Origin of the sequence: Leucobacter sp. cx-42 (genome assembly GCF_014529985.1) — a bacterium.
Taxonomy (GTDB): Bacteria; Actinomycetota; Actinomycetes; order Actinomycetales; family Microbacteriaceae; genus Leucobacter.
The window spans coordinates 149,324-164,472 of the sequence record NZ_JACVMU010000003.1; the positions used below are offsets into that span (position 1 = coordinate 149,324).

Below are 15,149 nucleotides of genomic sequence, written 5' to 3' on the forward strand. Positions count from 1 at the left end.
ACACAAAGTACCCTTGATACATGCCAAATCAGGAGCTTGTTGACGCCGTCCTTGACGTCGTCGAACGCATCCCTCCTGGCCGGGTCATGACGTACGGCGATGTTGGGATTGCGGTCGGGGTCGAAGCGCCCCGCGCGATCGGTCGTGTCATGGCGCTGTTTGGGCAGGCATCGCCCTGGTGGCGCGTGGTTCCCGCGAGCGGTCTGCCGCCGCAGGGCCACGAGCGACCGGCATTGCCCCACTACCTTGCGGAGGGCACGCCCCTCCGTCGGCCGGAGTCTGACGACTATCGCATCGCGCTGTCATCGGCTCGGCTCCCCTACACGCACGAAATTTACGCGGAGGTCGCCCTGTGAACACCGAACCCGAGAACTCCGGCGAAGCAGCGACCGAGGATCCGGTCGTCGAGACCACTCCTGCGGTTCAGCCTGCCGCGGAAGAACCGGCGGCACCGACAGGGATCCGCCTCGGATTCGTGCGCGGCGCGGCCCCGAGCCGCTGGGCGAAGCGCTGGAAAGAAATCACCGGCGAACGTCTCGAGCTCGTCCCGGTGAATGCCGTGTTCGGCCACCGCATCGCGAGCGAGGCCAACTACGACGTGCTCCTTGAGCGCACGCGTCCCGGCGAGATGCCCGCTGACCGTGGCGCAAACAATGAGGAGCGCCGCTCGCTCCGTCTCTACACCGAGGCCGTTGGCCTGGTCGTGGCGGCGGATCACGAACTTGCGGAGGCCACCTCGGTCACGCTCGAAGACATCGCGCTCGTGAAGCTGCTCGACCACCCCGACCACGTCGCTGACTGGCCGGAGCCCGAGCGCTGGGAAGATCCCGCGTGGATGCCGAAGAAGGCGGCCGTTGCACTCGACATCGTCGCGACAGGCGCCGGCGCGATCCTGCTCCCACTCCCCTACGCGCGTCACGCCGTGTCGAAAAAGGAGCACTGCGTGATCCCGGTTGCCGAGAGCGCCGGACTCAACGGCGGTCACATCTGGGCAACGTGGGGCGCGGATCGCGACAACTCCGAGGTGCAGGCGCTCGTGGGTGTGCTCCGCGGTCGCACGGTTCGCAGCTCACGTCCCGGCGCAGACGCTGATGCTCCGGTCGAAGCGCCCAAGAAGAAGGTACAGCAGCAGCCCAAGAAGCAGCAGCCGAAGCTCAAGCCAGGCTCGCGCGGCGCGCAGCTCCAGGCAAGCCGCGAGCGCGCCGAGCGCAACCGCGCGATGAAGGCGGCGGCGAAGCGCCGCAAGCGCCGCTAAGCGCTCGCGTACAGCACAACACACACAGCAGGAAGGCCGGTCAGCATGGAGCTGACCGGCCTTCCTGCGTTCACGCTGAGGAGCGAGACGTTAACCCGCGAAGCGGTCCGTCGCCCGCACGAGCGCATCGGTGATGCCGGGTTCACCAGCGGTGTGACCCGCCTCGGTGATGATGCTGAAGTCAGCCTCGGGCCATGCGCGGTGCAGGTCCCATGCGGTGCGGATCGGCGTGCACGCGTCGTAACGCCCCTGCACGATGAAGCCGGGAATGTGGCGAATCTTGTCAACGTTGGCAATCAACTGGCCCTCTTCGAGCCAGCCAGCGTTCTTGAAGAAGTGGTTCTCGATCCGCGCAAATGCGACCGCCGATGCGACGTCGTTGCGCGCTTCTTCGATGCCCTCGTAGTCGGGGTGCAGCTTGATCGTCGAGTTCTCCCAGACCGTCCACGCGACGCCTGCTGGCACGTGTACCGCGGGGTCGGTGTCGAACAGGCGGCGGTTGTACGCCTCGACGAGGTCGTCGCGCTCGTCCTCCGCGATGGGTGCGAGGTAGTCCTCCCACATATCGGGGTAAATGAAGCTTGCGCCTTCCTGGTAGAACCAGTTGATCTCCTGCTTGCGCAGCGTGAAGATGCCGCGCAGCACGAGCTCGGTCACACGGTCGGCGTACTTCTGTGCGTAGGCGAGCGAGAGGGTGGAACCCCATGATCCGCCAAATACGAGCCATGCGTCGATACCGAGGTGTTCGCGCAGGCGCTCGATATCGTCGACCAGGTGCCAGGTCGTGTTGGTGGCGAGGTCGGCCTCGGGTGCGCTCGCGTGCGGGGTCGAACGGCCGCAGCATCGCTGATCGAAGATGATGATGCGGTACTTCTCCGGGTCGAAGAAGCGGCGCGAATCAGGGGTGCAGCCACCACCGGGTCCACCGTGCAGGAAGACGGCGGGCTTGCCATCAGGGTTACCGCAGGTCTCCCAGTACAGTTCATGGCCATCTCCCACGGCGAGCATGCCGTGGTCATAGGGCTCGATCGGTGGGTACAGGCTGCGCAGTTCGGTCATGTGGCTAGCTTAGATCCAGCCCTGCTGCCAGGCGTGCTCTGCGGCCGAGTGCCGCGAGCTCACGCCAAGTTTGGTCATGGCCGCCGAGAGGTAGTTGCGCACGGTTCCTGGTGAGAGGAAGAGCTGATCCGCGATGTCCTGGACGCTCTCCGTCGTCCGGCTGGCGCGCAGGGCATCAAGCTCGCGATCGGTCAGTGGGCAACGCTCAGCGGTGAGGGCGGCCGCCGCAATCTCGGGATCGATGTAGCGCTTGCCAGCGGCCACGTCGCGAATGACATCGGCAAGCTCACCGGCTGGCGTCGACTTCGGCACGAACCCGGCGACCTTTGCGGCGAGCGCGCGGCGCAGCACGCCTGGGCGCGCGTGCCTGGTGACGATGATGGTGCGAGCGGTCGGAACGTCTTCGGCGATGCGGATCGCGGCTTCAATACCGTCTGCGTTCGGCATTTCGAGATCGAGCAGGCACACGTCAGGCTGGGTCTCGCGGGCGAGGACGATCGCTTCGGCGCCGTCGCCTGCACCACGCACAACATCGATGTCGGGTTCGAGCCCGAGCAGCGCCTCGAGTGCGCCGCGGATGAGGTGTTCGTCGTCTGCAATAAGGAGGCGGATCTTCTCCTGCGCTGCACCGGTCACTTCGCTGTTCCTTCCACAGAGTCTGGGATTCCAGACGTCTGCCCGGTACCGAGCGGCACCTCCGCTCGGAGTTCAAATGTACCGGTGTGCGGATCGCGACCACTCACCAGCGCACCACCGGCCGCCTCAACTCGCAGTCGCAGTCCAGCAAGGCCAGAGCCAGGAGTGCGTCCCGGAACCGCGACTGGGTCACCCGCTGCAACGCCGTTGTTGGTCATGCGGAGCACACAGCGGCCGCCTTCGCTCGTGAGCGAGATCGCAGCGGTCGTGGCATCACTGTGGCGCAGGATGTTGGTCGTGCCCTCACGCACCGCCAGCGCGAGCGCGTGCTGCGCGCGGGTATCTCGCGGGCTCACCACCAGGTCGAGGGTGCACTCGGCGCCCGCCAGGGTGAGCACGTCGCGCGCGTTCTCCAGTTCTTCAGCGAGGCTCACCTCACGCAGTCCGGCGACGAGCGCACGGGTTTCCTCCATCGCTTGCTTGGCGATGAGGCGGATCTCTTGCACCTGCGCCGCAGCCTGCTCGTTCGCCGGTGCCGGTGAACGCTCCAAGAGGCGCTCCGTGAGTTCTGCCTTCAGCGCGATGACCTGGAGATGGTGGCCCTGAATGTCGTGCAGGTCACTCGCAAAGCGCAGCCGCTCCTGGGTGACCGCGAGCTCTGCCGCTGCCTTGCGGGCGTCATCGAGTTGTTTCACGATGCCCCACATCCACAGGCTGAGCAGCAGCATGGTTGGCATGAACGCCGCATAGATGAGCACGAACCAGATCGGCCCCTGCAGCATCGGCGCCCACGCCGCGGCCTCCTGCGTCCACAGCGGAATCAGGCAGAACACCGCACCCAGCGTCAGCAGCCACCACCGCACTCGACGCGACACGAGGCAGCTCATGAGCGAGAGCGACAGCCAGAGTGGTACCGCGGCGAGCAACGACAGCCCTTCACCGAAGAAGCCGCACGCCCAGGCGAGCACGCTCGGCACCACAAGCGCCGCGACCCATGCCCGAGATGGCAGCCCACCGTCGATGCCGGCACGTAAGAACCACGACCACCGAACCTGCACAATGCACGTCACGAGCATCAGCACGACGAGCAAGGCAAGCAGCGGGCTCCACCCCTCTGCGATCCGCTCGGCGAGCATCAGCAAGGTGAAACCACAGATCACAACGAAGAACATCACGATCGATGCGAGCGTGTAGTTCCACGTGGCGTTGACACCTGCGCCGGTCTCACGTGTCTGGGGGAAATTCTGCGTATCCATCGCGTTCCAGCCTATGGCGTGACAATCTCAGCGACCCATGACAAATGTCACACAAACACCGTGCAGATTCACTCGCGATCACGTGATCGGCGGCACTACAGCGGCAGGCCAGCCCTCGAAAGGATAGATACATCGCCGCTGCGGGATCCGCCCCACTGGCCAAGATCACCCAGCCACCATCGCTCAGCGCCCATCGCCCAGCGAACAACCCAGGCCGCACACCTCCCGGCCACGAAAGGTCATCATGCTCACCACGTTCCAGGACTTCGCCGCTTCGCTTCCCGAGGCGCTGCAGTGGCTCGGGGTCTTCCTCGTCGCTGCGATTCCGTTCGTCGAGTCCTACTTCGGTTCAGCAATCGGCGTGCTCGCTGGCATCAACCCCATCGTCGCTGTCGCTGCGGCGATCTGCGGCAACATCATCTCGATGCTGATCTTTGTCCTCTCGGCCCACGGCATCCGGTCGAAGGCCACCGCAAACCGCGAGCCCGTCGCACTCACCCCGAAGCGTCAGAAGCTGAAGGATCGCATGGACCGCTTCGGCGTCCCCGTCGTGAGCCTGGCCGGCCAGATCTTCCTGCCCAGCCAGATCACCTCGGCCGCAATGGTGTCATTCGGTGCTTCGAAGAACCTCGTCATCTTCTGGCAGATCATCTCGATCATCATCTGGGGCGTCCTGTTCGGCGTGCTGGCATCGCTCGGTGTCGCGGTCGTGAGCTAGTCGGCGGATCGAGCTGCGCGCTCCCGAGCGCGCAGCTCCTTCTCGTGTATCGGCCAGGTGCCCGCCGCCTTCTGCGCTGCAACGTAGTCGGCGGCTTCCGCCTGCCGTTCGGCCTCAATGCCCGTGGCGATCTCTGCGCGGAGCAATTCCGGCGTAAGCGCAAACGCATCGACCAGGTCGAGTGCTTGCACGCGCAACCGGCCAATGAGCCGGTCGATGTAGGCGGTGACGGCCTCGATCCGCGCCCCTGACAGACGTCCCTCGATGAGGTACCAGGCAGCATGCCGCTCGATGAGTGAGAATCCGAAGAGGTCGCGCAACCAGGTGAGGACCTGTCGGGTGTCACCGTCGTAGACGCGGCCGAGTGCATCAGTGAAGGCTTCCCACTGGAGCAGCTCACCGTGCGCCCTGGCAGCCGCGATGAGCTTCGCCTGCTGCGCGTTGAAGGCTTGCTCGCTCGCGATGGCCTTCGCACGCTTGTCACCGTGCGGGACGTGCTTAGTTGCCTCCCGCATCGCGAGCGCGATATCGGCGACCATGGTCTGCACGCGATCTGCGAGCAGCGCGTGCTGTGCCTCGCTCGTGCGCAAGCTTTCGACCGAGCGACCCACCTGGCCGAGGTCGGCGATGCTCTGACCGACCTGTCGCAGCCCGAAGCGGCTCACGCGGTCGCCCAGCTGAGCTGCGGCTGCCTTCACAAGCGCGGCCCGGTCACCGTCCTTGAACTGCTTCGCGTAATCGGTGAGGAGGCGCTTGCCGACGAGCTGCAGCAGGATGTGGTTGTCACCCTCGAACGTGGCGTAGACGTCGAGATCGGAACGCAGCCCGGTGATGCGGTTCTTGGCCATGAAGCCGGATCCGCCGCACGCTTCGCGCACCTCCTGGAGCGTATCGAGCGCACCCCAGGTCGACAGTGGCTTGAGCGCCGCAGCCAGGGTCTCGAGGTCCTCGCGATGGGCATCCGAGTCGTTCGTGCCAGAGAACACCTCATCAAACACGGTCAGCAGCCGTTCGCTCGCGAAGCCCATGGCATAGGTCTCTGCGATCCGCGGAATAATGCGCCGCTGATACTGGCCATAGTCAAGCAACACGGTCTCGGCGCCCGATGCGCCGGAGAACTGACGCCGCTCACTCGCGTACTTCACCGCAATCGTGAGGCCGGCCTGCATCGCGCGTACGGCGGATCCGTCGAGCGAGACGCGACCCTGCACGAGGGTGCCGAGCATCGTGAAGAAGCGGCGACCCGGGCTCTCGATCGGAGAGGTGTAAGACCCATCTGGCGCCACATCACCGTACTTGTTCAGCAAGTTTTCACGTGGAACGCGCACGTGGTCGAACGCCAGCCGACCATTATCGATGCCGTTCAAGCCACCCTTCACACCATCGTCCATGCTCTGGATGCCAGGCAGCATCTTTCCATCCGGGGTGCGGATCGGGACAAACAGCGCGTGCACGCCGTGGTTCACACCCTGCGTGATGAGCTGAGCGAAGACGACTGCCGCTTCGCCGTGGAGGGCGGCATTGCCGAGGAATTCCTTCCACGCGCCAGCGAACGGCGTATGAATGATGAACTCTTGGGCGTCTGGGTCATAGGTTGCGGTCGTACCGATCGAAGCCACGTCAGAGCCGTGACCGATCTCGGTCATCGCGAATGCCCCGGGGATCTTGAGGTTGATCACATCCGGCAGCCACTTCTCGTGGTGCTGCCGCGTGCCGAGGTGAAGAATAGCCGAGCCAAACAGCCCCCACTGCACGCCAGCCTTGATCTGCAGCGAGGGGTCAGCGAGAACGAGCTCCTGGAACGCGGCGAGGTTGCCGCCCTGGTTGTCTGATCCGCCAAGGTCTGACGGGAACGCGCGCTGAATCGCCTGGTGTTCGACAAGGCGGTGCAGCTGCTCGAGGACTCTGGTGCGGTGCTCGTCCATCGGAAGGCCGGGGATGCCCTGGAACCTTGGATTTTTGGCGATTTCTCGCGATTCGAGGCGCTCCTTCTGCCACTTGCCGAGGAGGAGGTTCGTGAGCTCTTCTACATTGATCTTGGGGATCGTGGGGGTTGGGCCCGTGTAGAGGTTGTGGGTGTTGGTTCGCTCGTTCGTGTGTGCATGCTCGTGCGTGCGTGCGTGCTCCGTCTTGCGTGCGTGCTCGGTCTTGCGTGCGTGCTCGTTCATCGGAGGTCCTCCTTGACACTCAAAACTCTCGGAACCGGGCTCACTCCTGTGGCTGCTGTCGGTGCCCCGGTGTTATCGCCAGGCTAGGACTTCGACTCGTCTTGGATCCCAGACGTCTGGGGTTCCCACATGCGCTCTGCGCTGGCGCCGCCGCACTTCTGTAGAGTCCGCACAACAGATGTCGGAACTCAGTGTTGGGGTCGCACATGAGGTGTCGCTCCCGCGCCGATCCGCTGCCGCACTCTTGCCACAGCCTCCGCCCCGCTCTTGCCGTAGATATGCAATCGGCCGCCCATATGCGATTTGGAGCTCTTTTCTGCATATTGACGGCGGATCGCATATCTACGGCAACGGCTCTCCTGCCTACCGTTCTTCGCCAGGGTCAGGGACTGCGGCGTCCGTAAGACGAATTCGGAGGTTTTCGTACTACCGAAGCTCGATCTCTGACCGAAGCGAAAAGCGGCAGCACACACAAAAGAGGGGCGAAGCCACAGGCTTCACCCCTCCCAGAAGGACGGCGACGCGCAACGCGCGCCGCCGCGCTCCCTCGCCTAGTCGCGCAGCTTCGTCGGGTTCATGCCCGGCGTGAACGGACCAAAGAACACGGGCTTCACGCCGGCCTCGTCGAGCAGCGCCTTCGTGAGCTTCTGGCGGTTGCGCAGCGACAGGGTGAACACGTTGCCGCGCTTGCCCGCGCGGCCGGTACGGCCGGAGCGGTGCAGGTATGCCTTGTGGTCGTGCGGGGCGTCGACCTGGACAACGTGGTCAACGTCATCGACGTGGATGCCGCGGGCAGCAACGTCGGTTGCAACGAGGACGCGGGCCTTGCCCGTCGCAAACTTCTCGAGGTTGCGCTCACGTCGAGCCTGGCTCAGGTCGCCGTGCAGCGCCACTGCCGAGACACCGTTGACGGTGAGCAGCTCGGTAACGCGCTCGGTGCCGAGACGGGTGCGGCAGAACATCATGACGCTGCCCTTGAGCTCAGCGAGCTGCACGGTGGCGGCGTCCTTCTCCTCGCGCTGCACGAGCAGCACTCGGTGCGGAACATTCTTGCCAGCACGCGCATCAACCTCAATCTCGTGTGCGCGGGGCTCGCTCAGGAATTCCTCCACGAGCTCCTGCACGTCACGATCAAGCGTCGCCGAAAACAGCATGCGCTGGCCACCGCGAACGGTCTGACGCATGATCTTCTGCGTCGAGTCGAGGAAGCCGAGTTCGCAGAGGTGATCCGCCTCATCGATGACGGTGATGAGCACCTCACGCAGGTCGAGCTTTCGGCGCTGCACGAGGTCGATGATGCGACCGGGCGTACCGATCACAATGTCGATGCCACGCTCGAGCGCTACCACCTGCGGGTCGATGGGCACGCCACCGACGAGCTGCGCGGTGTACAGACCGACCGAGCGAGCGATGGGCTGCACCGTGCGGTCAATCTGCAGCGCGAGCTCACGCGTCGGCGCAAGGATCACGGCTCGGGGCTTGCGGATCTCTGCCTTCGGCATCCGCTCGCCACGCTTCAGCTTGGGCTTCTTGGGCGCCGGCGGAATCTTGCCAGCAGCTTTCAGGAAGAGCATACGTTCAACCAGCGCGGCACCGAAGGCGATCGTCTTGCCCGAGCCGGTCGCCGCCTTGCCGAGGATGTCATGTCCCTCGATCGCATCGGGAATCGTCGCGACCTGAATCGGGAACGGCTGGCTCGCACCCAGCTCACCGAGGGTGCGCACAATGTTGCCGCCGAGGCCGAGGCCTTCCCACGTTGCGTGCGCGGCGTCGGCCGCGGTCGTCACCTGAGTCTTGATGTTTGCGAGCTTGGTGCCCGAGTCCTGACGCGGAGCATCAAGCACCACGGGACCCTGCGCACCACGAGCTCCGCCCTGCGCGGGGAAGTTCTTCGCCTGGCCAGTCTTTACGGGAGCGCCCTTCGCGCCACCATCGCGACCGCCACCGCCACGAACCTCACCTTCACGGCGCGAGCCATCACGACCAGCGCCCTTCGCACCGAAGTCGCCTCGCTTTTCGCCGCGCGGATCCGCGCCTCGTCCGCCAGCGGAACGGTCAGTGGCGCGCTCCCCTTCAGGAACGCCGAACCGGCCGGCCTTGGTCGGGCGCTTGCCACGACGCGGGTCGTAGTTCCCGGGAGCTTTGAAGCCGCCACTCTTTTTCTTTGCCACTTACGCGCGCCCGCTTTCCGTTTCGGAGTCGTTGTCTGATTCTGTTTCGCGCTCTGAGTCGCCATCGACTTCCTGCGCGGCCTGCCACATGAGTTCTTCCCAGTTGATCTCACCAGTGATCGGGATTGCGCTCGCGGGCACGTCCTCGACCGAGGGCTTGCGATGACCGGGGAGCGGATCGGAGGTCGTTGCGGCGTTCAGGTCAGCCGCAGCGTCCTCGTCGTCAGCTTCGGCATCGGCATCGTCTTCAGCCTCGACTGGATCCGGTTCGACCAGTTCCCAGCCGGCGGCCTCAATCTGCGCAGGAATGTGCTCGGGTTCAACGAGCAGCTCGTCTTCAGCGGTCTCATCCGCTTCGTCTGCATCGATGACCTCGGTCTCGGCAAACGGGGGCACGACTTCGATCTCCGAAGTGTGGATCGCGATGCGATCAATGCCACCAGTCGCGGGCTCGCTCGTCACGTTGAGACCCAGCGTACGAAGAGCTGAGGTGACCGTTGCGGGTTCCTCATCGATTTCAACTTCACCCGGCTCAACCGGTGCAACGGTTTCTACGGGCACAGCCAGGGCAGCGGCCTCAGCAGCCTCAGCAGCCTCAGCCTCTTCTGCTGCGGCAACATCGCTCGCGGGAGCGTTCAATCCTGCCTGCACCAGGTTGTTCAGCAGCGCCTGCTGCGCGTCAACATCGATCAGACTGCTGCGCACCTCAGTCGGGAACGGCACCTCAGCGTCGACCTCAACCTCAGTCGCAGCCTCAGCCGCAACCTCAGCCTCGGGCTCCGCATCACGCTCTGCCACGCGCTCTTCATCTTCGAGCGCCTCGGCAGCCACGGCCGCAGCCGCCGCAAGGTCAAACGGGCGATCGGCAGCGTGCGCCAGCTCAGACGAGGGCGCCGAGCTTGTCTCGGGGGTCGTCTCAGGCGCGGGAAGCTTCACGCCGGGATCACCAGCGAGCGCGTTCAGTTCGTCAGCGGTCAGCTCGAGATCTGCGGGCGAAACCGGCGGACGCTCAGCCGCGCGACGGCGGAACAGCGACGCCCCTCGCTTCATCGCTTCACTGACAGCCGCGCTCGCGCTTCCTGCGCCGCGCACCTCAGCCGCGGCCGAGGCATACGAGGGCGCTTCGAGGCCGGTGCCTGCGGTGATGAGACCGGCACCAGTGCCAGCCCCCGCGACCGCGCCCTCAGCGATACCAGCTGAACCAGCTGCGCCGGCTACCTGGGTAAAGCCGGTCCGACGCCTGCGCCCGAAGCTCTCGCCGCCGGTGGGCGCGGATCCGCCGTCACCAACAATCGGACCGCGGCCGCCTCGACCGCCGCGGCCACCTTCACGGCGTCGCTCGACGAGGTAGTACAGGGTCGGCAATACGACAAGCGTGAGCACCGTCGATGTCAGCAGGCCGCCGATGACGACCACCGCGAGTGGCTTCGAAATGAAGCCGCCACCGCCACCACTAATACCGAGCCCCATTGGCAGAAGCGCGAGGATCGTGGCAAGTGCCGTCATGACGATTGGGCGCAGACGCTGCAGTGAACCGTGGATCACCGCATCACGCAGAGGTTCGCCCTGGTCGCGGTACTGGTTCACGAGGTCGATGAGCACGATCGCGTTGGTCACAACAATTCCGACGAGCATGAGCACACCGATGAGCGACGCGACGCCGAGCGGGGTGCCCGTCACGAGCAGCAGCAGTACCGCACCGGTCGCTGCAAACGGCACCGAAATGAGCAGCAGCAGCGGCTGCAGCAGGCTGCGGAACGTCGCCACCATCACAACGTAGACGATGAGAATTGCTGCGAGGAGCGCGACACCGAGCTGACCGAATGCCTCCGACTGCTGCGACATGACGCCGCCGATCTCGGCGCTTGCGCCCGCGGGCAGCTTGACCGAGTCCAGTGCGCGGTTCACCGCAGTACCAGCGCTGCCGAGGTCGTCGCCATCGGGAAGCGCAGAAACGGTCACCATACGCTCGGTGTCTTCGGTGCGAATCGAAACCGGGCCGTCAGCGATCTCGACCGTCGCGAGTGATGCAAGCGTGCGCTCGCCCTGCGCGGTCTGAATCGTCAGTGCCTCAACGGCAGCCTTATCGTTCGGGGTATCGCGGTCGGTGAGGTACACGCTGACCGCGGTGGAGTCGATCGTGACCTGGCCGATCTGCTGTGGCTGCATCTGGTTCACTACCATTGCGGCGACAGCGCTCTCGGTGAGACCAACCTTTGCGGCGCTCGTCCGGTCAACAGCGACCTTGAGGTACGGGCGCGACTGGGCGAGGTCGCTCTCGACCTGCTTGATACCCTTCTGCGTCTGGAGCTCAGCTGTGACAGCTTCGGCTGCCTGCTCGATGGTCTCCTGGTCAGGGCCAGTCACGTAGATCTCGATCGCCGATGACATGGTCATTCCGCCGCCTGACTGGGCAATCGCGAATTCACCAGCATCGCTCAGGTCGTCGACGGCCGCACGGATTCGGTTCTGAACCTTTTCCTGGTTTGCATCAGGGTTGGTCGTAATCGAATACGTCACGACGCCATCGCTGCTGCCACCGAACATGGCACTCATACCGCCGGAGCCGCCGATCGAGACCTGCACGGTCTCAACATCAGCCATGTCGACAAGTGCATCTTCGACGCGCTGCGCCTGATCGAGCTGCGCTTCGAGGCTCGTGCCGGGCTCAAGCGTCTGCGTCAGACCAATCGAGTTCTGCTCGTCAGAACCCATGAAGTTCGTCTTCATGAGCGGAGTCATCGCCATCGTGCCAATGAACACGGCAACCGCAATGATGATCGTGACGCCAGGCTTCAGCAGGGTCCACTCAATGATCGGGCGGTACCAAGACTGCATCTTCGTGCTGACGCTGTCTTCGGTGTAGCGACGCGGCTTCTCAGCCAGCTTCGCAGCGTCTTCGTCTGCGGGACGCACGAACCAGTACGCGAGCACGGGCACGATCGTGAGCGATACCAGCAGCGACGCAATGAGTGCGAACGTCACGGTGAACGCGAACGGACGGAACATCTCGCCAACCATGCCGGCCACAAACGCCATTGGCAGGAACACCGCGACAGTCGTCAGCGTCGAGGCGGTGATCGCGCCAGCAACCTCACGCACCGCGTGCACAATCGTGGCGGCGCGGTGCTCTTCGGTCTGCAGATGACGCTTGATGTTCTCAATGACCACGATCGAGTCGTCAACGACGCGACCAATCGAGATTGTGAGCGCGCCAAGCGTGAGCATGTTCAGCGTGTAGTCCGCGAAGTTCAGGCCAACGAATGTGAGCAACACTGACACGGGAATCGAGATCGCCGTCACGAGCGTTGCACGCACCGAAACGAGGAACAACAGAATCACGATGACCGCAAAGATCAGGCCGAGCAGGCCCTCGGTGGTCAGCGTGTGAACCGCGTCCTGAATGTAGGGCGCCTGGTCAAAGACGACCTTGAGCTCGATGCCGTTGAGCTTGTCAGTAAGCGTATCGAGCTCGGCCTGTACCGCCTTCGAGACATCGACCGTGTTCGCAGCCGAGGTCTTGGTGACAGCAATCGTGATTGCGGGCTCACCGTTCACGCGTGAGATCGAGCTCACGGGGTTCTTCTCGAGGGTGACCTCAGCAACGTCAGCGATCGTCGCGGGCGTCGCAATTGGCTCAGGCTCTACAGACTCGTCTTCATCACCGCTGTCCCCGAACACGCCGTCAGTTTCGACAGGCACCTGCGGTAGCATCGCCGAAGCGGGAAGCGGGATCGCGATCGCACCAACCTGCTCGACCGAGTCAACCTCGGTACCAAGCTGAACCGCGAGCGTGCGGTCCTCATCGTCCACCGTGCCAGCAGCCATCAGAATGCCGCTCTGCTGGAGCGCAGCAGTCAGGTTGTCACGCGTCAGCCCACGGTTCGCAAGCTCCGTATCGTTCGGAACGATCGAGATACGGTCTCCAAGCGCGCCGAGCAGCTGGGCATCACGAATGCCAGGCAGGTCCTTGATCGCGGGAACCGCGACCCGCTGCAGCAGATCCGCCGCTTCCTCAGCATCCATATTCGATGCCGGAGTCGCCGAGATCTGAACCACGGGGAAGTCATCAATGCTGCCCGACATGACCTGGCTATCAGCAGAATCAGGGAGCACCCGTGCGAGGCGGCTTACGGCGCGCTCGACCTTCTGCTCAGTGCTCGCGAGGTCCACGCCATAGGTGAACTGAGCGAGCACCACCGAGGAGCCTGTCGACGACGTTGCCGTTGTCGTTTCAAGGTTCGGCACTGCTCGCAGCGCAGTCTCAATCGGGGTCGAGACGTCGTTGTTGACGACCTCAGGCGATGCGCCAGGGTAGGTCGTCATGACGGCAACCGTCGGGAACTGCACGGAAGGCATGAGCTCCTGCTTGAGAGAGCTCATGCTGAGCGTTCCAAACACCGCGGCGACGATCGTGACAAGTGCGATCAACGCGCGGTTCTTGAGGCTCAACGCTGTGAGAAACTGCATAACTACCAGTATCCCACCCGCACCTGCGGAGCGCTTCAAGTATCCACAGTCTGACCAGCCAATACTGGGCGTGGAATCCCGGAGCGAGGATAATGATTCCTATGTCAGGCCGTCGCTCTCGCCGCTCGCTCGGCGCCGTCACCCCCGCAGACTGGGACCGTCTGCACGCCCTCCGCCGCATGCAGGGCATCGCGCTCGGCCTGCTGTGCTTCATGGCCGTCGTCTTCGTGATCTCGTTCGCGCTCGAAGCGAGGTACCCGTGGCTGTCCTACGTTCGCGCGGCGAGTGAGGGTGGCATGGTTGGCGCACTCGCTGATTGGTTCGCGGTCACTGCGCTGTTCCGTTACCCCCTCGGAATCAAGATTCCACACACAAACATCATCGCCGAACGCAAGGACGAGATCGGCGAAGGGCTCGGATCCTTCATCGAGGAGAATTTCCTCGCAGACGACGTCATCGACGCCAAGCTCGCAGAAATCAGCGGATCGCAGATCGCGGCCGAGTGGCTCACCGTTCCAGAGAACGCGGATCGCGCCGCAGCCCTCACCGCAGAAGCACTCACCGCGATGCTCAACGTACTCGACGACCGCGACGTACAGCAGCTCCTCGAGTCACTCGTGCGCACGAACATCATCGAGCCTGACTGGGCGCCCACGATTGGCCGCGCCACTGCAACATTTGTCGATGGCGGTCACCACGAGGCGGTTGTGAGCATCGCTGCCGATCGTCTCGAACAGTGGCTCGTCGAGCACCCACACGTCTTCGACAACATGGTCTCTGCACAGCTCCCTGCCTGGGTTCCGAGCATTGTGAGCGGCTTCGTTGACAGCAAACTCCACGCGGAGGCAGTGAAGTTCGCCCACAACCTCGCAACAGATCCAGAGCACCCGTTCCGGGCGACCATTGGCGAGTTCATTGGCACACTCGGCCGCGACCTCCAGACCAAGCCGTCACTGCAACAGCAGGTTGAATCCCTCAAAGCTGAGGTGTTCGACAGTCCTCGCGTTCGGGCCCTCGCTGAGCATACCTGGGACATGGTGCGATCCGCGCTCACGATAATGTTGGCGGATCCCGAAAGCGAACTGCGCCGTCACATCACCGCAGCATTCAGCCAGTTCGGCAACCGGCTCGCAAGCGACGAAACGCTGCGGACCAAGATCGACACCTGGATCACCGCCGCCGCAAGCCATCTCGTTCGCAAGTACCGCCACGACCTGTCGCAGGTCGTGGTCGACACGGTTGAGCGGTGGGACGCGAAGGAAGCCGCCGAGAAGATCGAACTCCAGGTTGGCAAGGACCTGCAGTTCATCCGCATCAACGGCACCGTGATCGGTGCGCTCGCTGGGCTCGCGATCTACACGATTGCGACGCTCGTTATCGGCCCGCTCGCGCACTGACCTATTGACAACGCCAATA

Annotated in this window: 10 protein-coding genes; 4 read left to right on the forward strand and 6 right to left on the reverse strand. The window is 64.1% G+C overall.

Going from position 1 to position 15,149, the window contains the following annotated elements; translation table 11 throughout:
- Positions 1-20: 20 nt before the first annotated feature.
- Positions 21-356, forward strand: a complete 336-nt coding sequence (locus ICM05_RS04105) for an MGMT family protein (protein ID WP_188023307.1) — start codon at positions 21-23, stop codon at positions 354-356.
- Positions 353-1,255 carry a LysR substrate-binding domain-containing protein gene (locus ICM05_RS04110; protein WP_188023308.1) on the forward strand — a complete coding sequence of 301 codons (903 nt, stop codon included), beginning with the start codon at positions 353-355 and terminating at the stop codon, positions 1,253-1,255. The genes ICM05_RS04105 and ICM05_RS04110 overlap by 4 nt, the downstream gene beginning before the upstream one ends.
- 90 nt (positions 1,256-1,345) lie before the next feature.
- On the opposite strand, the gene pip is transcribed toward ICM05_RS04110, so the two are convergent.
- Genes pip through ICM05_RS04125 form a run of 3 tightly spaced genes read right to left on the reverse strand, consistent with a single transcriptional unit; the run spans position 1,346 to position 4,206 of the window.
- On the reverse strand, positions 1,346-2,314 hold the full coding sequence (gene pip, locus ICM05_RS04115; protein ID WP_215401736.1) for a prolyl aminopeptidase: 969 nt from the start codon (positions 2,312-2,314) through the stop codon (positions 1,346-1,348).
- 9 nt (positions 2,315-2,323) lie between these two features.
- A complete protein-coding gene (locus ICM05_RS04120) occupies positions 2,324-2,950 on the reverse strand; it encodes a response regulator transcription factor (protein WP_188023309.1) in 627 nt (208 codons plus the stop codon).
- Positions 2,947-4,206 carry a sensor histidine kinase gene (locus ICM05_RS04125; RefSeq protein WP_188023310.1) on the reverse strand — a complete coding sequence of 420 codons (1,260 nt, stop codon included), beginning with the start codon at positions 4,204-4,206 and terminating at the stop codon, positions 2,947-2,949. Before ICM05_RS04125 ends, ICM05_RS04120 begins: the two co-directional genes overlap by 4 nt.
- Before the next feature lie 244 nt (positions 4,207-4,450).
- On the opposite strand from ICM05_RS04125, the gene ICM05_RS04130 reads away from it, so the two are divergent.
- Positions 4,451-4,924, forward strand: a complete 474-nt coding sequence (locus ICM05_RS04130) for a hypothetical protein (RefSeq protein ID WP_188023311.1) — start codon at positions 4,451-4,453, stop codon at positions 4,922-4,924.
- Here the strand turns inward: ICM05_RS04130 and ICM05_RS04135 are convergent.
- The 3 genes from ICM05_RS04135 to ICM05_RS04145 form a co-directional block, all read right to left on the reverse strand.
- Entirely contained in the window at positions 4,921-7,092 is a 2,172-nt protein-coding gene (locus ICM05_RS04135; RefSeq protein WP_188023312.1) for an acyl-CoA dehydrogenase, read from the reverse strand. The two genes, ICM05_RS04130 and ICM05_RS04135, sit on opposite strands and share 4 nt — an antisense overlap.
- 551 nt (positions 7,093-7,643) lie before the next feature.
- Positions 7,644-9,263: a DEAD/DEAH box helicase gene (locus ICM05_RS04140; RefSeq protein WP_188023313.1), complete on the reverse strand. Its 1,620-nt coding sequence runs from the start codon at positions 9,261-9,263 to the stop codon at positions 7,644-7,646.
- Positions 9,264-13,733 carry an efflux RND transporter permease subunit gene (locus ICM05_RS04145; protein ID WP_251364495.1) on the reverse strand — a complete coding sequence of 1,490 codons (4,470 nt, stop codon included), beginning with the start codon at positions 13,731-13,733 and terminating at the stop codon, positions 9,264-9,266. It abuts the gene before it with no gap.
- Between the two features lie 101 nt (positions 13,734-13,834).
- Between ICM05_RS04145 and ICM05_RS04150 the strand changes: the two genes are divergently transcribed.
- Positions 13,835-15,130: a DUF445 domain-containing protein gene (locus ICM05_RS04150; RefSeq protein ID WP_188023314.1), complete on the forward strand. Its 1,296-nt coding sequence runs from the start codon at positions 13,835-13,837 to the stop codon at positions 15,128-15,130.
- Positions 15,131-15,149 lie beyond the last annotated feature (19 nt).